At 33.0% G+C, this 17,536-nt stretch carries 14 protein-coding genes; 5 read left to right on the top strand and 9 right to left on the bottom strand.

Going from position 1 to position 17,536, the window contains the following annotated elements:
* Window positions 1-37: 37 nt before the first annotated feature.
* Entirely contained in the window at window positions 38-2,464 is a 2,427-nt protein-coding gene (locus DFQ10_RS15495; RefSeq protein ID WP_115818347.1) for a heavy metal translocating P-type ATPase, read from the bottom strand.
* A 106-nt stretch (window positions 2,465-2,570) separates the two neighbouring features.
* Here DFQ10_RS15495 and DFQ10_RS15490 point away from each other — a divergent pair, with 106 nt between their 5' ends.
* From DFQ10_RS15490 to DFQ10_RS15480, 3 genes are all read left to right on the top strand, one after another.
* Window positions 2,571-3,248: a Crp/Fnr family transcriptional regulator gene (locus tag DFQ10_RS15490; RefSeq protein ID WP_115818346.1), complete on the top strand. Its 678-nt coding sequence runs from the start codon at window positions 2,571-2,573 to the stop codon at window positions 3,246-3,248.
* A gap of 407 nt (window positions 3,249-3,655) precedes the next feature.
* Window positions 3,656-4,786: a vWA domain-containing protein gene (locus DFQ10_RS15485; protein ID WP_115818461.1), complete on the top strand. Its 1,131-nt coding sequence runs from the start codon at window positions 3,656-3,658 to the stop codon at window positions 4,784-4,786.
* A 91-nt stretch (window positions 4,787-4,877) separates the two neighbouring features.
* Complete coding sequence (locus DFQ10_RS15480) at window positions 4,878-6,341, top strand: MoxR family ATPase (RefSeq protein ID WP_115818460.1); 1,464 nt, start codon at window positions 4,878-4,880, stop codon at window positions 6,339-6,341.
* A gap of 4 nt (window positions 6,342-6,345) precedes the next feature.
* Here the strand turns inward: DFQ10_RS15480 and DFQ10_RS15475 are convergent, their stop codons facing one another.
* The 7 genes from DFQ10_RS15475 to DFQ10_RS15445 all read right to left on the bottom strand — a co-directional run bounded on the left by DFQ10_RS15475 (window position 6,346) and on the right by DFQ10_RS15445 (window position 13,696).
* Window positions 6,346-6,915, bottom strand: coding sequence for a YdeI/OmpD-associated family protein (locus DFQ10_RS15475; RefSeq protein WP_115818345.1), 570 nt, complete (start codon window positions 6,913-6,915; stop codon window positions 6,346-6,348).
* 3 nt (window positions 6,916-6,918) lie between these two features.
* Window positions 6,919-8,547, bottom strand: a complete 1,629-nt coding sequence (locus DFQ10_RS15470) for a M1 family metallopeptidase (protein WP_394347250.1) — start codon at window positions 8,545-8,547, stop codon at window positions 6,919-6,921.
* A gap of 2 nt (window positions 8,548-8,549) precedes the next feature.
* Window positions 8,550-8,900: a hypothetical protein gene (locus DFQ10_RS15465; protein ID WP_115818343.1), complete on the bottom strand. Its 351-nt coding sequence runs from the start codon at window positions 8,898-8,900 to the stop codon at window positions 8,550-8,552.
* Between the two features lie 6 nt (window positions 8,901-8,906).
* Window positions 8,907-10,253: a M28 family peptidase gene (locus DFQ10_RS15460; RefSeq protein ID WP_115818342.1), complete on the bottom strand. Its 1,347-nt coding sequence runs from the start codon at window positions 10,251-10,253 to the stop codon at window positions 8,907-8,909.
* 13 nt (window positions 10,254-10,266) lie between these two features.
* Entirely contained in the window at window positions 10,267-11,415 is a 1,149-nt protein-coding gene (locus tag DFQ10_RS15455; protein WP_245940745.1) for a DUF6265 family protein, read from the bottom strand.
* A gap of 407 nt (window positions 11,416-11,822) precedes the next feature.
* A complete protein-coding gene (locus DFQ10_RS15450; protein WP_115818341.1) occupies window positions 11,823-12,014 on the bottom strand; it encodes a hypothetical protein in 192 nt (63 codons plus the stop codon).
* Between the two features lie 83 nt (window positions 12,015-12,097).
* Window positions 12,098-13,696 carry a nuclear transport factor 2 family protein gene (locus tag DFQ10_RS15445; protein WP_115818340.1) on the bottom strand — a complete coding sequence of 533 codons (1,599 nt, stop codon included), beginning with the start codon at window positions 13,694-13,696 and terminating at the stop codon, window positions 12,098-12,100.
* An 89-nt stretch (window positions 13,697-13,785) separates the two neighbouring features.
* Between DFQ10_RS15445 and DFQ10_RS15440 the strand changes: the two genes are divergently transcribed.
* Window positions 13,786-14,172, top strand: coding sequence for a BlaI/MecI/CopY family transcriptional regulator (locus DFQ10_RS15440; RefSeq protein ID WP_115818339.1), 387 nt, complete (start codon window positions 13,786-13,788; stop codon window positions 14,170-14,172).
* Window positions 14,165-15,592 carry a M56/M15 family metallopeptidase gene (locus DFQ10_RS15435; protein ID WP_115818338.1) on the top strand — a complete coding sequence of 476 codons (1,428 nt, stop codon included), beginning with the start codon at window positions 14,165-14,167 and terminating at the stop codon, window positions 15,590-15,592. The genes DFQ10_RS15440 and DFQ10_RS15435 overlap by 8 nt, the downstream gene beginning before the upstream one ends.
* 96 nt (window positions 15,593-15,688) lie before the next feature.
* Here the strand turns inward: DFQ10_RS15435 and DFQ10_RS15430 are convergent, their stop codons facing one another.
* On the bottom strand, window positions 15,689-17,497 hold the full coding sequence (locus DFQ10_RS15430; protein WP_115818337.1) for an acyl-CoA dehydrogenase family protein: 1,809 nt from the start codon (window positions 17,495-17,497) through the stop codon (window positions 15,689-15,691).
* Window positions 17,498-17,536 lie beyond the last annotated feature (39 nt).

The following is a 17,536-nucleotide window of genomic DNA, read 5'->3' as shown; positions in this document are numbered from 1 at the left end:
AACTGTTTATTAACTTTTAATTTTTTATTCGAACTAATTATAAGCAGATTGTGCTTGTAGCTAGTGACTTATGTGGTTTTTCTGTTTTTTTTATAATTCTTCTACCTAAAATATTAGTAGCAATAGTTGTAAATATAACAATGCTAATAGAGCTTAAAGGCATTAAAATAGCTGCAACTACAGGTTCAAGTTGTCCGGTTACAGCAAAATATAACCCAATAAGATTATAAAAAAATGACAATACAAAGCTCCATTTTATAATTTTTATAGCGGATTTGGAGGCCTTTATGAATGTATATAATTGTTCAAATCTTGAAGCATCTAAAATAGCATCACAAGCTGGTGAAAATACATTGACATCTTCAGAGATGGCTATACCAACATTACTTTGTGCTAATGCGCCTGCATCATTTAATCCGTCACCTATCATTAATACTTTTGCGCCTTCGGATTGATGGTATTTTATAAAATCGAGTTTATCTTCTGGTTTTTGATTGAAAATTAATTTAGTTTTTGATGGCAGTAATTTTTTTAGATTTTCGCGCTCACCTTCATTATCACCAGATAAGATCACTAAATCAAATTGCTGTTTTAATTGATTAAATAATTTTGAAACCCCTTTTCTGTAACTATTATAGAATGTAAATTTTCCTTTATATATATTATTACTACTTACATGTACTGTGGTGTTTAGAATAGTTTTTTCATTTGTGTTACCAACAAAACTTGCAGAGCCAATTTTCATGTTTACGGCATTATGTTTTGCTTCTATACCTTTACCTATATGTTCCTCAAAAGCATCGAGTGTAATAATGTTGTTTTCCTCTAAAATATGATATAAAGTTCTGCTTAACGGATGGTTAGATCCTCTGAGTGAATTCTTTAGGACTATGTTTTCAGAATCTGAAAGTAATTCTCCATCATATGCTGCACTACTATCCTTATTAGAAGTAATTGTACCCGTTTTATCAAAAATTATGGTATTTATTTGTGCCAATTGTTCTATAACACTTGCGTTTTTAACATAGAATTTTTGTTTGCCAAAGATTCTCAATAAGTTTCCAAAGGTAAATGGTGCAGAAAGTGCAATAGCACAAGGGCATGCAATTATTAATACAGCAGTAAAAACATTCATCGCTTTACTAGGATCAACAAATAACCAAAATAAAGTTGCAACTGCAGAAATAGTTAAAATGGCTATTGTAAAATGTTTACTAATGGTATTGGTAATACTAGTAAAACCTTCTTCTTTGTTTTTATTAAAAACATCGTTACTCCACAATTGCGTCAAGTAACTTTGCTCAACAGATTTTAAAGCTTCCATTTCAATAACACCATTGGTTTGCTTTCCACCTGCAAATAATTTATCTCCAGACTGTTTTGAAATGGTTTGTGATTCACCAGTAACAAAACTATAATCTATTTTTGCGTTACCATTAATTAAGATGCCGTCAATAGGAATTAATTCTTCATTTCTAATTAAAATACGATCACCTTTTTCTATATCATAAACTTGAATCGTTTCTTCATAACCTTCCTTATTTATTTTAGTTATGGCAATAGGGAAATAAGATTTATAGTCGCGTTCAAAGGATAAGAACTCATATGTTTTTTGTTGAAAGAATTTCCCAACTAAAAGAAAAAATATTAAACCAGCGAGACTGTCAAAAAATCCAGAACCTAAATCGAACATAATTTCAATAGTACTTCTTATAAAAAGTACTGAAACTCCTAGCGCAATTGGAACATCAATATTTAAAATTTTTGCCTTTAAGCCTTTAAATGCTGAAATAAAATAATCTTGAGCTGAGTAAAATACGATAGGTAACGACAAGGCAAACATTAACCAACGGAATAACGGTTTGTATTGTTCTAACCAATATTCGTTAACTTCAAAATACTCCGGAAAAGATAAAAACATAATATTACCAAACCCAAAAGCAGCAACTCCAAGTTTGTAAATTAAAGTTCTATTAATTTGCTTTTTACCTGAGTTAAAATCGTCTAAACTAATATAAGGTTCGTAACCAATAGAGCTTAATAATAAGACTACAGATTTTAAGTTGGTAGTATCAGAATTATAGGTAACTCTAACCGTTTTTTTACCAAAATTAACTTGAGAATCTGAAATATTAGGATTGAGTTTGTTTAGGTTTTCAAGTATCCAAATACAAGAGCTACAGTGAATATGCGGAATGTATAGTGTTGCAATTTCAATAGAGTCGCCTCTAAACTCAGTTAGTTTTTCAATTATGTTTTCTTGAGTTAGAAAATCGTATTTACCTTCAATTTCCTTTGGAACTGCTCCAGGAGAATTTTGCAAATCGTAGTAACACGTAAGATCATTTTCGTTAAAAATTTCGAAAACGGTTTTACAACCATTACAACAAAATGATTTGTCCTGAAATGTAATTGGGTGATTCCCACAATCATCACCACAATGAAAACAATGTTTGTTTTCCATTTTAAAATTTGCTCAATTATACCTGTAACAAAAGTCACAAATCTAGTTATTATAATCTATGATATTTGTCATGTTTTGATTAACTTTGAATATAATAGATTTTGGAATGAGTAAATGTGAACAATGTATAATTAAACAGTTTAATTCTTTAAGAGCTTTAGGGAAAGATGATTTAATTCGAATTTCGGGATGTAAGACTTCAAAGTTTATTAAAAAAGGAGAAATTCTTTTTAGAGAAGGAGAAAGTATTAATGGTGTTTATTGTGTAAAAGATGGTGTTTGTAAATTATCTAAATTAAGTGCCAACGGTAAGGATCAAATTGTAAAATTGGTTGTTAGAGGTGATTTAATTGGGCAACGTTCTTTAGTTACAGATGAGAAATCGAATCTTACAGCTATTGCTTTGAATGACATGGAAATTTGTTTTATACCTAGAAATGAGATTATTAATGACCTAACCAATAATGCTAATTTTTCTCTAGACATGCTTCAGGAAATGGCAAAAGAGCTTAGAGTCGCAGATAATATCATTGTAGATATGGCTCAGAAATCTGTAAAGCAACGTTTAGCAGATGTTCTAATTTACTTATATGAAACTTTTAATACTGATGAGAAAGGGTTTTTAGGTGTTATGTTATCTAGAGAAGATTATGCCAGTTTAGTGGGCACAGCAACAGAGTCTGCCATTAGAATTTTATCTCAATTTAAAAAGGAAGGTCTAATATCTACCACAGGAAAACATGTAAAGATAGAAGATTTAGAAGGCTTAAGACGTGTAGAATAATTAAAATCTCACTTAATTATTTGCTTAAGTCTATTCCGAATTTTAAACCGAAACCAAACTACTGCGATTACCACATATAAATTTGAGTCTTACTTAAAGATTGAAGCTTCATATGTAATAAAGTGTTTCTAGAACACTTATTAAATCTTTGTTTATAATTCTCACTTACAATAGAAACCTTTTAAAAAGACTTTATTTTAACGTCTTGAAGTCAAGGTAAACAAAAGTTTAAACATCGCTATATCTAAAAAATCATTTCTAAAAGAGATGTTAATGCTTATTGAAGCGAGCTAAAAAGCATTATTTTTACATAGCTATGAAACGCGCATTCTTAAAATTTCATCTCAGAAAGACAGAGAATAGTCGCGAACTGCATGTGTCAGTTAAATATTATTAAAGAAAAACACATGAAAGAAAAAACAAATAAATCGGGTTTCGTCTTTAAAACCTACGAAGCTCCGCATCAGTCTCCTTTCGAAAAACTTTTCGAAATTTTTAAGGAGCTCATTACCCATACCTCGGGTGATTTTGATGAAGCTATCGATTGGTTACGAGAGCTCGATAAAGAATACAAATTAACGACTCCAGAATATACTATTGATGATTTTATTGAAGACCTAAAGAATAAAGGTTACATAAGAGAAGAAATTGATCCTACAGGCGCAGGTGAAGGAGGCATGACAATTACTGCAAAAACAGAACGTGCTATTAGACAACAAGCACTAGATCATATTTTTGGAAAAATAAAACGTAGCGGTTCTGGCAACCATAAAAGCAAAGGTGTTGGACTTGGTGACGAGCATACAGGTGATTTTAGAGCTTATCAGTTTGGTGATAGTTTAGATAAAGTTTCGATGACTGAAAGCATTAGAAACGCTCAAATCAATAATGGTATTGGCGATTTTAGTCTAACAGAAGATGATTTGGTTGTTGAAGAAACCCTTCACAAAAGCCAAATGAGTACGGTTTTGATGATTGATATTAGTCATAGTATGATTCTGTACGGGGAAGACCGAATTACTCCAGCGAAAAAAGTCGCTATGGCTTTAGCCGAATTAATCACCACACGTTATCCAAAAGACACTTTAGAAATATTAGTCTTTGGTAATGATGCTTGGCCAATTAAAATCAAAGAATTACCCTATTTAAAAGTCGGTCCTTACCATACCAATACGGTTGCAGGATTACAACTCGCGATGGATATGTTGCGCAGAAAACGAAATACCAACAAGCAGATTTTTATGATTACGGATGGCAAGCCTAGTTGCTTACGTATGCCAGACGGCCAATATTATAAAAATAGTAATGGCTTAGATCCGTATATCACCAACAAGTGTTATGCGATGGCACAACAGGCAAGACGTTTACATATTCCAATAACAACTTTTATGATTGCAGAAGATCCGTATTTAATGCAATTTATTAGAAAATTTACGCAAGCCAATAGAGGAAAAGCATTCTACACAGGATTGAAAGGTTTAGGCGAAATGATTTTTGAAGATTACGAAAACAATAGGAAGAAGAGAATTAAAGGATAAATAATTAGCTGTTTGCTTTTAGGTGTTAGCCTTTAGCTTTTATGTATTTGAAGTTACTAACAACGAAAAGCCAATGGCCAAAAGCTATACAATGAAAACAGAAAACATAAGTACACTCGGAGAATTAAAAAAAACAGGATATCAATCAAAGTCTATTAAAGATGAATTGAGAGATAATCTTATTGAAAATATAAAGAATAAAGTCAATACGTTTGAAGGCATTCATGGTTATGAAAATACCGTGATTCCAGAATTAGAACGTGCGATTCTATCTAGACATAATATTAATTTATTAGGATTAAGAGGACAGGCAAAAACACGTTTGGCAAGGATGATGGTGAATCTGTTGGATGAAAACATTCCAATTGTAGCAGGTTCTGAAATTAATGACGATCCCTTAGCACCGATTTCAAGATTTGCAGTAGAATTGATTGCTGAAAAAGGAGATGATACTCCAATAACTTGGTTACATAGAAATGATCGTTTTGCTGAAAAATTAGCCACACCAGATGTAACCGTTGCCGATATTATTGGTGATGTCGATCCGATAAAAGCAGCCAATTTGAAATTGAGTTATGCTGATGATCGTGTCATTCACTACGGTATGATTCCAAGAGCGAACCGTTGCATTTTTGTTATAAACGAATTGCCAGATTTACAAGCACGAATTCAAGTCGCCTTATTTAATATTTTGCAAGAAGGTGATATTCAAATTAGAGGTTTCAAATTGCGTTTACCTTTAGATATGCAGTTTGTGTTTACAGCAAATCCTGAAGATTATACCAATAGAGGAAGCATTGTGACTCCTTTGAAGGATAGAATTGGTTCTCAGATTTTAACGCATTATCCTGAAGATGTAGAAACGGCAAGAACAATTACTGCACAAGAAGCAAAGCTAGATTCTAGACAATCGGAATCTGTTTACGTTCCAGAACTAGCTAAAGACCTTTTAGAGCAAATCAGTTTTGAAGCCAGAGAAAGTGAATATGTAGATGTAAAAAGTGGTGTCAGTGCACGTATGAGTATTACGGCTTTTGAGAATTTACTAAGTACCGCAGAACGTCGTGCTTTAATAGCAGGAGATGATACAACTGCTGTACGTTTATCGGATTTTACAGGAGTGATTCCTGCAATTACAGGAAAAGTGGAATTAGTGTACGAAGGAGAACAAGAAGGTGCCGATTTTGTAGCTAACGCTTTAATGGAGGCTGCAGTAAAAACCTTATTCCCTAAATATTTTCCTAAAGTTGAAAAACTAGAAAAACAACGTGACGAAACACCTTACGATGACTTAATCTCATGGTTCTTTAATGGAGATGGTTTTGAATTGTTAGATGATTATAATGATGCAACTTATAAGGCAAAATTAGATGAGGTCACTCCGTTAGATGCTTTAATTGCAGATTATCAGCCAGAAATTGATCCTAAAGATGTCTATTTTGAAAAGGAATTTATTCTTTGGGGTTTAACGCAATTTAAAAAATTAAGTAAGTATCGTTATTCTGAAGGTATGCAGTTTAAAGACCCTTATGGAAGTTATATTAGTGGGTTATAATTTACTAAATATCACGACTTTTAATATTAGCATCGCAGAGTTTAATAATCTCTGCGATTCTTTTTTGTTTGGTCGCTTCGCGTTTAGCTTGATTTAGCCAGTATAAATAATGTTTTCTGTAGCTAGGAGCAAAGTTGAGGTAGTTTTCAAAAGCATTTTTGTTAGCATCAAAGGCTTGTTGAAGATTACTGGGAATAACTCCATTTTCTACATCATCTAATGCTGTCCAACTGCCATTTTCTTTTGCAATTTTAATAGAGTGGTGTCCACTTTGGTGGATTAAGTTCGCTTTATGTAATTGCGCTATATGATTTTTGTTTACTGCACTCCAGACACTTTTGGGTTGTCGTGGGCAAAAATATTGTTTACGCTTTCCGTCTCCTAAACTTTTTACTGTGGAATCTATCCAACCAAAACAAAGGGCAACTTTTACCGCCTCTTCCCAACGCATAGATTCCTTTTTATGATCTACTTTGTAGAAAATTAAATGTACGCCTTTTACAGAGTCATGATAGTCTAGTAACCATTCGCGCCAATCCGTATCTGTTTTAAAATATAATTCTGGTAATTCCAAAGGTTATAATTTTTTAGAATTCACGTAGAAGTCTCTATCTATTTTGAAATCTTGAGAAGAGACTTTTTTAGATTGCCATTCGGCTTTTGGAAATAACCATTCGGATTTGCCATCAATGTCAACTTGAATAGGCATATCAAACCCTTCAACAATGTCGGTCCAGCGATACTTTAACTCACCCGCTTTTATTTCATATTCTAAAGTCGGAATTTTAGTCGTTCTTAAATATTGATTAAAAAAAGCCGTTAAATCAATACCAGAGTGCTCACTTAAGTAATCTTCAATCTGTTTTGTAGTCACCGTTTGATGATAAAATTCAGAATTTAAACCTCTCAGTATTTGTCTCCATTTTTCATCATCTTCAATCAGTTGACGAAGTGTGTGCAACATATTAGCTCCTTTATAATACATGTCGCTAGAGCCTTCATTATTCACATTGTAGGTGCCAATTAAAGGTTTATCGTTTTGAATATTAGCACGTGTACCAATCACATAATCGGCAGACGCTTCTTTGCCATAATAATAGTCTAAAAATAGATTTTCAGAGTAGGAGGTGAAGCCTTCGTGAATCCACATATCAGCGATGTCTTTGTTGGTGATATTGTTAGCAAACCATTCGTGACCAGCTTCGTGGATAATAATAAAATCAAATTTTAAACCCCAACCTGTGCCAGATAAATCTCGTCCTAAATAGCCTTGCTTATATTTGTTTCCGTAGGTCACAGAACTTTGATGCTCCATGCCTAAATAAGGGACTTCAACCAATTTAAAACTATCTTCATAAAATGGATAAGGACCAAACCAATGTTCAAAGGCTTTCATCATTTTTGGTGCATCTTTAAAATGCGCTTTTGCTAGTTCTAAATTATCTTTAAGCACCCAATAATCCATATCTAAATCCCCTTTTTCACCTTTAAAGACTTCAGAGAAATTGGTATAGTCTCCAATATTTACATTAACGCCATAATTGTTAATTGGGTTATTTACAAACCAGGTATATATGTTCGCTTTAGGGTGATCTTGAATATGTACTAACCGACCATTGGAAACAGGAATGAGATCTTTAGGCGCGGTAATCCTAATATGCATACTATCCACTTCATCGTACATGTGGTCTTTGTTGGGCCACCACACACTTGCTCCTAAACCTTGACAAGAGGTAGCAATAAAATCCTTGCCATTTTTGTCTTTCTTCCAAGAAAATCCTCCATCCCAAGGGGCATTAATCGCCTCTTTTGGTTTCCCATCATAAGATACGTAAAGCGTATTAATTGTTCCTGTAGTTTGCGGTTTGATTAACGTTATAAAATGTGCACTTCCATCTCGAGTTACTTTTAGTTTTTCATTATCCTGGTAAACTGAGGTTATACGCATAGGCTCTTGTAAGTCTATTTGCATAACTTGGTGAGGTTTTAAGACTTTGTATTTTATAGTGTTTACGCCTGAAATATATTTCTTAGATTCAAAGATTTTTAGATCTAAAAAGTAATAGGTTAAATCCCACCATTCACGTTCTGGAGTAATGCTTCCTCTAAGTGTATCTTGTTTGGTGAATTCTCCCTTATCTTGAAGCAATTGGGCTTGTATGGTCGAAAATGTCAATACAAATAGTAGGAGTAACTTAGTTTTCAATTTTAATTCGTTTTTAATTTCAAGTATTTATAAAACATAAATCCTGCCAATATTAAATTTAATCCAAGATATAAGGAGCCAAAAATAATAAGGTTGTTATAATTTTGATTAATGACTTCAAATTCTGATAATTCAGAAATTAATGCTAAAACCAGAAATAAATTCAAAGCAATAAAGACAACTGAAATAACTAATCCTAATGTTGCTTTTTTGCTTATAATAAGATAAATAAGAATAGCTAATAAACCCATAGCAATTGGATTTAAAAGATTAAGAGTTAAAACCCAATAATATAAAACGGAAACCATTAAAAATAATTCTGGTATTAACGGTTTAAGCTGACTGATTTTCATTGCTGTTTATCTTAAAATTTTATTTGGAAACACAACAACACTTTCATGGCCATTAGCATTTACAGCTGCCACGCCAAAAAAGAAATTATCAATAACGATACCGTCTAAGGTAAATTCGGTAGCACCTTCTACGTAACGGCTGTGATCCCAAGTTGGCGAAGTGGTATCTCGCCAATAGATTTTATAACCTTTGGCACCTTCAACGTTATTCCATTGTAATTTAGCAGAGGCTTCCACAATGCCACCAATACTAAATTCGGTTGGAGACGGTGGAGCAGAAGCAAGGCTTGCCATAGTAATGGCGTTGACAGCGGTTAATTTTTTGCAATACGGAAAGTTAACATGTTCAAAAGTGTCTCCGTATGCAATCCCGTTTTCTGTACGAATATCTTGATGCTGTTGGGTGTAATTTTCGTGAGCTTCCATAATTCGGATACCAGCAAAGCCCGCATCGTTAAAAGGTCTATGATGACCTCCACGTCCAAAACGATCTAAGCGATACACTAGCATTGGGTTCATCTCTGGCATGTAGGTTTTTGTTGTTTTATATACAAATCGTGCCAACTGACGCGAAATACCATCGACTTCACCACCATAAAAACGTCTGGCTCTCGCTTGTTTTGCTAATGTTTCAGGATCTGTTTCCGACGTTGTAATCGGTTCTGAGAAAATTCGGAAAGTGCGATTATCAATCACACCATCCACTCCAGAGATATTTCCAATCATGTCATTATTTAAAACTCCAATAATATCCCAATGATGCTCCTTCGCATATTTTGCTAAACCTTGCCCTCCAAACAAACCTTGTTCTTCACCAGACAGTCCCACATAAATAATACTACTTTCAAACTTATATTTAGACAATACTCTAGCAGCTTCAATAGCACCTGCCATTCCTGTGGCATTGTCATTAGCACCTGGTGCATCTGAAGTAAAATCATTTGGGTCAGAAACTCTAGAATCGATATCACCACTCATTATGATATAGCGATTTGGATATTTTGTGCCTCGCTGAATGGCAACAACATTAACGACCATCACGTCTTTAACGATACGTTGATTCTCTCCTTTTTTTACTAAATCCTTTTGGTAGAAGACCTCTAAGCAATCGTTACAATCTTTAGAAATGGTTTCGAATTCAGATTTTATCCAACGACGCGCAGCTCCAATACCACGCGTATTAGAAATGGTATCGCTTAGTGTATGGCGTGTTCCAAAATCGACTAACGTTTGTACGTCTTTTTTTAAACGTTCTTCCGAAACAGCATCAATGATGTCATAAATATTTTGGTCGGTTTGTGCACCTAGTAAAATAGAGACCATTAGAAATACTGAGCTGATTGCGATTTTCATTATGTTGAAGTTGTTAATCGATTAATTGTAAAGTTCCGAAAATATTGGCATCAATCCAACCACGATTTTTGTCAATACCTTCAACAGAAATAGATCCTATGAAGTTTTCACGTTCTATACTACTGTCGTTGTCACAGTATGCAAGAGCGAATCCTATGTTTTTATTGGAGCTTAAGTTTACAGGTGTATTTTCTCCATGGTCATTGTATGAATTGTCGTATAGTGACATTTTTACTTCCCAAATGGTTGTGTTTCCTATGGTTATGTTTTTAGATTCGATATGAGAATTATAAAGTTTACCTGTTTTCTCCGTAGACATGTCAACCACATTGCCATCTAAAGCAATATGATAAGCAAAGGCATTATGATTAAATTGATGTTCGCCTCCGCTATTGTCTTCATCAATAAATACTTCTAAACAATCATCGTCCCACCACGCTACAAGAGGATCTTTGTGAGTGTCTACAATAACATCATCTTGTATTTCTGCCAAAAGATAAAGGGCATCTTTAGTCCAAGATAACTTGTATCGCCCTTTAAAATCGTCCGCCGTATAGGCTTCACCTAACCATAACTGATCGAGTTGATGCCATTCTGAATTTTTCCAAATGGTTTCATTTGCAATACCATCAATATTTATGGTTTCTTTTGCATGTTTAACTTTAATCAGCTGTTTCAGTGGTTTGCTGTTTTTTAAAGTTTTTCTGTAATTGAATTTTACGGTTTCCGTTTTTCCGTTGTCTTTGATATCCACATAAACATTCATTTCATTATCTGAATTTTTTTCAAAGGACATGCCTTCAAAAACCACTTTGTTTTCTGTGATTTCTATTAAAGGAAAATCAACGGTTTCATCTTTCGTTTCCCAGCCTTTAAGATCTGGGCCGAAATGTTTTAATTGAAGGATTAATGAATTTTCGACTTCTCTTATGACTTCAATTTCGTAGAAGGTGACTTTTCCGTCGTTAATTAATTTAAACGTTGCCATCATAGAACCGCCAGAAGGTTCGCTCCAAATTTCTTCGGTGATGCCACCAAAAGCTTCACCATGCCATGTTCCAGCAATCCATGCAATGTTTTCTAATTTGGGCTCAAGCACTTTACTTGTTTGTGCTTTACTTGGTAATGTAAAAGCAATTAGTAAGAACAGTAAGTGTTTCATTGAGCTCGTTTTTATATGATCAAGTAAATATAAAAATTACATGGTACAAACCGGTTATAAACAAAATAATAAGTCCTATTGCTAAAAGACTAATAGCGCACTTACATTTTTAAATATCTAGTCTGATATTTTTGAAATGATAAAAAAATATAGCTAGTGTAGGTGTGGAAACCTCGAATAAACTTTGTTCAATGGCAGCAGTAATTATAATGACTGACTAACCCTTTATAGATTTTAATTTTATTTATATATGTATAATAATCCATTAATTTAGAGTAATGGATTGCTTAAAAATAGTTTAATCTATAGCGGCTGTCAATCACATATTAATGTGATATTGTGTATTGTATATGAATCGGTTTGGGTGCGAATCACCTAAATTTAAAACTTAGCTTTAGAAAACAGCATCAGCCTATTTTGCCATCCTCATTAATATCGAGACCAGAGCTTTTTTCGAGTATGTGAAGTGTTCTTAATAATAATGCCTTGGTGGTTGAAAGTTCAGTTTCAAGTACGGCTACACGTTCTTCTAACGATTCAGCTTTTCCTTTTTGATTTTCTAATTCGCTTTGTTGGATTAAATCCCAAAATAGTCCCATTATGATTAGTTTTAGAAAGTAGGGACAGTTAGATAGTGTTGGGTTGTTTAACTATATGTCTATTAGCGCATTAAATTGTTACACTATTGGATGAATGTAACTCTAGAAATTAATCCGTTTTGAATTTCATAAATAGCAATAGCATAAATTGTCTTTCCATTAACTAGGACTTTTTCTTTATCAATTACTTTATTACCTATTACAATTCTATTAACAATTTCTGCATTTAAATCGGGAGTGCTCTTAAAAAAAGGAGCATATTGTTTTTTTAAAGCGTCATGACCTTCAATATTTAGCGTGTACGGAAATGTAAATAGCATAACATCATCAGCGTAAGTTTTTATAAAGCCATTAACATCTCTATTGTTATAAACTTCTAGTTGCTCGTTTACAATATATTCAGGATTAGCATCAGTTTTAGAGTTACTAATAATGGTCATTATTTTAATATTATCAGCATCAGTTTCATAAATAGTAACCTGTCTCTTAGTGGTGTTATCTAAAGTTACCAATTCTTCGTCAATCACCATATTTTTATGAGCCATTCTATTAATTACTTTAACATGCGTCTTTTTATTTTTCTTGAAAAATAAACGGTAATGTTCTTTTAACGTATTACGACCAGAATACATTTTTGCTCTAGGAAATCTGTTAACAAGTATATTAGAATCAAAATTGTATGCAAATTCATCTAGTTTCCTATTGTTAAAAGGTTCGATATGCCTTTGTACAATTTTTATAGCATTTTTTTCCATTGCAATTCTGGTAGCGTCGGAATCATCTACAATTGGTTCTTCAACAATTTCGGTTGCAGTTTTATCCACAACAATATCTCCTGCTAAAAGTAGTTTTGTTGCAGAATTGTTAGTTGCTATACGGCTAATTTTTGTGATTCCGTAATTGGATAAATCTGCTATTTTTTTCCAGTTATTATCTCGTTGAAGTCTTAGTTTATAAAGTATGTTGTCTTTACCTAGAAGTAATGTTTTACTATCTAACCAACAAATATCTTCTACATTCTTTAGAGTGTTAGCAATTATTTTGACTTTACCCGTTTTTGGATTTAATGATTTTATTTGCCATTGGTTTTTGTTTGCTTTTGAAATAAAACTAACCAAGTCAGAATCGGGAATCTTATGAAATGAACGTCCTACATTTGAGGCTATTTTTTTGTTTGTTCCTTTATCTAAATTTGAGACATAAAGGTTCAGTTCTTTATCTTCTATAACGGCAGAAACAATTGTATTATCGTCATACCAAGTATAATATGCCACTACTAAATCTTTTATAAGTTCAGATGATTCACCATTGCTTAGACTATAAGCATACAAACGTTGTTTACCATCTTTATCTAATCTTACGGCCGAAAACTCATGTTTGTTAGGGATTTTTAAAGGTGAATATTCGCTTCCCTCAGAAAAATTAATCCAAATTTTACCATTATATCTCGTATCGAATTTTGCAATATCTGTTTGTTCATTTCTGGTAGCAGCAAAGACTATATAGCGATCATCTAAAAAAGAAGGTTGATTATCGTAGCCTTGATTATTAGAAATATTTTTACCGTTTTTAACTGAAATATTAGAGTTCGCTGTTTCTACATCGAAGAGAAAAACTTCCGTATTGGTTTGTGAGATAGCGATTATTGGTAATAAAAGTAAGGATATGAGAAAATAGCGCATTGTAAATAGTTTTTTTAAAGATAGAAATTTTATGAAAGAATTGCATATTAATTTTTTATTACTACATTTGTAGTATTAAAACTATAATTGTGGATATAAAACAACTAAATAAATCTGAACTTCAAATTATGAAGTATTTATGGATGCTTGAAAAAGGATTTATGAAAGACATTGTAGAGAAATTTCCTGAGCCAAGACCAGCTTATACTACTATTTCTACTTTGTTAAAACGTATGACAGATAAGGATTATATAGGGTTTGAGCGTTTAGGAAGAGACAAGCAATATTTTCCTATTCTTAAGAAAAACGACTATTTTACGAAACAAGTTAACGGAATGATTCAGCATTTTTTTAATGATTCTAAAGCACAATTTGCATCGTTTTTTACCAAAAACGCTGATTTGTCGATGCAAGAATTAGAGGAACTTCAAGCGTTGTTAACGCAGAAAATGGATCAAAAGAAAGCCAATGATTAGTTATTTTATTTATACCATTATTAGTTTAGGCTGTTCTTATGCGGTTTATTTCTTATTACTTAGAAGGCAAAAAACATTTCAGTTTAATCGATTTTTTCTTTTAAGCGCTTTGGTACTATGTCTTGTAGCTCCATTTTTAGAGTTTGAACTGTTTAAAGCCGTTCCAAGTATTACACAAATTCCTTTAGATAAATATACAGAGACAAACGCGGTAATAGATACTGTAGATAATGTCACATTAGGAGAGGAGGTAGCTGTTAATCCTTATCGAGCTAATCCAGTTATGATTATTTATGGTTTAATTTCTCTTTTATTAATCATTCGATTTTCAAGGAATCTACTTCAAATATACAAACTTACTAGATCGGAATATGAAACAATAGGCCATCTTAAATTAATAAAAATTGAAGATTCTAATATGGTGTCTAGTTTTTTTAATTACATGTTTATTCCTAAGCAACACACGCTATCTAGAGAGGATTTCGAAAGTATTATTGCTCATGAAACCGCACATAGTAAGGAACTACATACTATAGATATTATACTATTAGAATTATTGAGTTGTGTGTTTTGGTTTAATCCATTTATTTGGTTGTATAAGAAAGCTGTTTTACAAAATCACGAATTTATTGCTGATGAAATGTCTGTTTCATCTGGCATTGATATCGAAAATTATTCAAACACTATAATAAACTTAGGACAAAAGGAATACCGTGTTCCTCTAACTAGCGGATTTAATTTCATTCAAATCAAAAATCGAATTATTATGTTACATCAATCGAAATCATCAGTATTTAACCGAACCTTAAAAAGCGCAGCTGTTATATTACTTCTTGCGGGTATTTTTATGTTTAGTTCTTATAAGAATTTAGACGATTCATTTTCAGATGACACATTAATTGTCGTCATCGATGCTGGACATGGAGGACATGATTCAGGTAATTCTATCGAAAAAGAGATTGTCTTAGAAATATCGAACTTATTAGCATCTTACAGCAATGAAAAAGTAAAAATAATACAGACAAGAAACTCTGACAATTTTCTTTCACTTAAAGAACGCAGTGAGATTATTAATGCTGTAAATGCAGATTTAGTGATTAGCTTACATTGTAACGCACATACTGAACCATCAATAAATGGTATTGAAGTCTATTATAATGATGAAAATGAGGATAAAAAAGCCTCTTTTGATTATAGTAAGATTCTAATTAATAATCAATCAAGACTACTTTCAGGACGGAGTAATGTTAAGTCTGCGAGTTTTTATCTTCTTAGAAATGTGAATTGTCCAGCAATCTATTTAGAACTAGGGTTTCTTACAAATGAAAAAGATAAAGCGGTTTTAACGAATGAAGCAGAACAAGTGGAAATTGCAAAATCTTTATTTGGAAGTTTATTAGAAATAAGAGAAGCTCAATAGTTTTTCAAAATAAAAAAGCCAATTCAATCCAAAATTTATATTGGAAGAATTGGCTTTATAATTAGAATTATTTGAGTTAGTCTAATTATTGAATTATTAGAAACAGTACTTATTTTCTGCTTTTACTTTTTCTGCAATCTCAATACGTAAATCTACAATATCTGGATAGTTGGCATATTTAGTAAAGCGTTTAAGTCCCATTAACATCATACGTTGCTCATCGCCTTCAGCAAAAGAAATAATGCTTTCTTTTCCTTTTTCTTCAACGATATCTACAGCGTGATATAAATATAATTTAGCCATTGCGATTTGTGCAGATTGCTCTGCTTCGCTAGTACGCTTCACGTTTTTCTCTGTTCTTAAAATTGCAGATTCTGCCATGTAGATTTCAATTAAGATATCTGCTGCAGCAATTAACAATTGTTGGTGCTCTTCTAGTTGAGGTCCGAATTTTTGAACGGCTCCACCAGCAACCATTAAGAATGTTTTCTTAAGTTTTGCAATCATTTGCTTTTCTTCTGAAAATAATTCAGAATAATCAGGAGTTTCAAAAGAAGGAATTCCCATTAATTCTTCTTGAACTTTAGAAGCAGGACCTAGTAAATCAACATGACCTTTCATCGCCTTTTTAACTAACATACCAACAGCTAACATTCTGTTGATTTCGTTAGTTCCTTCGTAAATACGAGCAATACGAGCATCTCTCCAAGCCGACTCCATTGGAGTTTCTTCAGAGAATCCCATACCACCAAATATTTGGATACCTTCATCTGCTGCATTCTGAACATCTTCTGATACGGCAACTTTTAAGATAGAACACTCAATAGCGTATTCTTCAACACCTTTTAGTTCTGCTTCTTGATGCGAATTACCAGCCGCTTCGCGCATAGCAATTCTGTCTTCAATATTTTTAGCTGCTCTATAGGTTGCAGATTCACCAGCATAAGCACTTGCTGCCATTTCTGCTAATTTTGTTTTAATAGCTCCAAAATTTGCTATAGGAGTTTTAAATTGTTTACGTTCGTTAGCGTAAGTTACAGCAGTAGTTAAGATACGACGCTGAGAATCTAAACAAGCAGCAGCTAATTTAATACGACCAACGTTAAGTGCGTTCATAGCGATTTTAAAACCTTCACCACGACCAGCTAACATATTTTCAACAGGTACTACAGTATCGTTAAAAAATACTTGACGTGTAGAAGAGGCACGAATACCTAATTTATGTTCTTCTTCTCCTAAAACAATACCGTTAGGATTCTCTCCATCATATTCAACGATAAAACCTGTAATATTTTTATCATCTTCAATACGTGCAAAAACAATCATCAAACTACAGAAACCTGCATTTGAGATCCACATTTTTTGACCGTTAATTGTATAAGATTTACCATCTTCTGAAAGCGTCGCTGTTGTTTTACCAGAATTGGCATCAGACCCTGCACCAGGTTCTGTTAAACAATATGCGCCAAACCATTCACCAGAGGCTAATTTTGGTACGTATTTTTGTTTTTGCTCTTCTGTACCATATAAAGTAATTGGCATAGTACCAATACCTGTATGTGCACCAAAAGCAGTACTAAAAGAACCTGTTCCACTAGAGATATAATCACAAGTTAATACCGTAGATACAAAGCCCATTCCCATTCCACCATAAGCTTCAGGGACGGCAACACTTAAGAATCCCATATCACCAGCTTTACGCATAACCTCTTCGGTTAATGCATAATCTTTAGCTTCAAAACGAGGCTTATGAGGTATGATTTCACGATCGTTAAATTCCATTACGGATTCTTTCATCATGGTTTGCTCTTCTGAAAAATCTTCAGGAGTAAACACATCTTCACAATTTGTTTCTTTTACTAAGAATTGACCTCCACGAAGGATATCTTTTTCTAAATCTGCCATATTTTTATTATTAGATTTTAAGACTTCTAGAACCAAGAA

This window comes from Winogradskyella eximia (assembly GCF_003386165.1).
Taxonomy (GTDB): Bacteria; Bacteroidota; Bacteroidia; order Flavobacteriales; family Flavobacteriaceae; genus Winogradskyella; species Winogradskyella eximia.
This window is presented reverse-complemented; position numbering and strand designations above follow the sequence as displayed.

Coding starts and splice junctions, on each gene's coding strand:
- DFQ10_RS15480 (WP_115818460.1), top strand. CDS start 4,878: ATGAAAACAGAAAACATAAGTACACTCGGAGAATTAAAAAAAACAGGA.
- DFQ10_RS15435 (WP_115818338.1), top strand. CDS start 14,165: ATGATTAGTTATTTTATTTATACCATTATTAGTTTAGGCTGTTCTTAT.
- DFQ10_RS15430 (WP_115818337.1), bottom strand. CDS start 17,497: ATGGCAGATTTAGAAAAAGATATCCTTCGTGGAGGTCAATTCTTAGTA.
- DFQ10_RS15460 (WP_115818342.1), bottom strand. CDS start 10,253: ATGAAAATCGCAATCAGCTCAGTATTTCTAATGGTCTCTATTTTACTA.
- DFQ10_RS15445 (WP_115818340.1), bottom strand. CDS start 13,696: ATGCGCTATTTTCTCATATCCTTACTTTTATTACCAATAATCGCTATC.
- DFQ10_RS15450 (WP_115818341.1), bottom strand. CDS start 12,014: ATGGGACTATTTTGGGATTTAATCCAACAAAGCGAATTAGAAAATCAA.
- DFQ10_RS15490 (WP_115818346.1), top strand. CDS start 2,571: ATGAGTAAATGTGAACAATGTATAATTAAACAGTTTAATTCTTTAAGA.
- DFQ10_RS15465 (WP_115818343.1), bottom strand. CDS start 8,900: ATGAAAATCAGTCAGCTTAAACCGTTAATACCAGAATTATTTTTAATG.
- DFQ10_RS15455 (WP_245940745.1), bottom strand. CDS start 11,415: ATGAAACACTTACTGTTCTTACTAATTGCTTTTACATTACCAAGTAAA.
- DFQ10_RS15495 (WP_115818347.1), bottom strand. CDS start 2,464: ATGGAAAACAAACATTGTTTTCATTGTGGTGATGATTGTGGGAATCAC.
- DFQ10_RS15485 (WP_115818461.1), top strand. CDS start 3,656: ATGAAAGAAAAAACAAATAAATCGGGTTTCGTCTTTAAAACCTACGAA.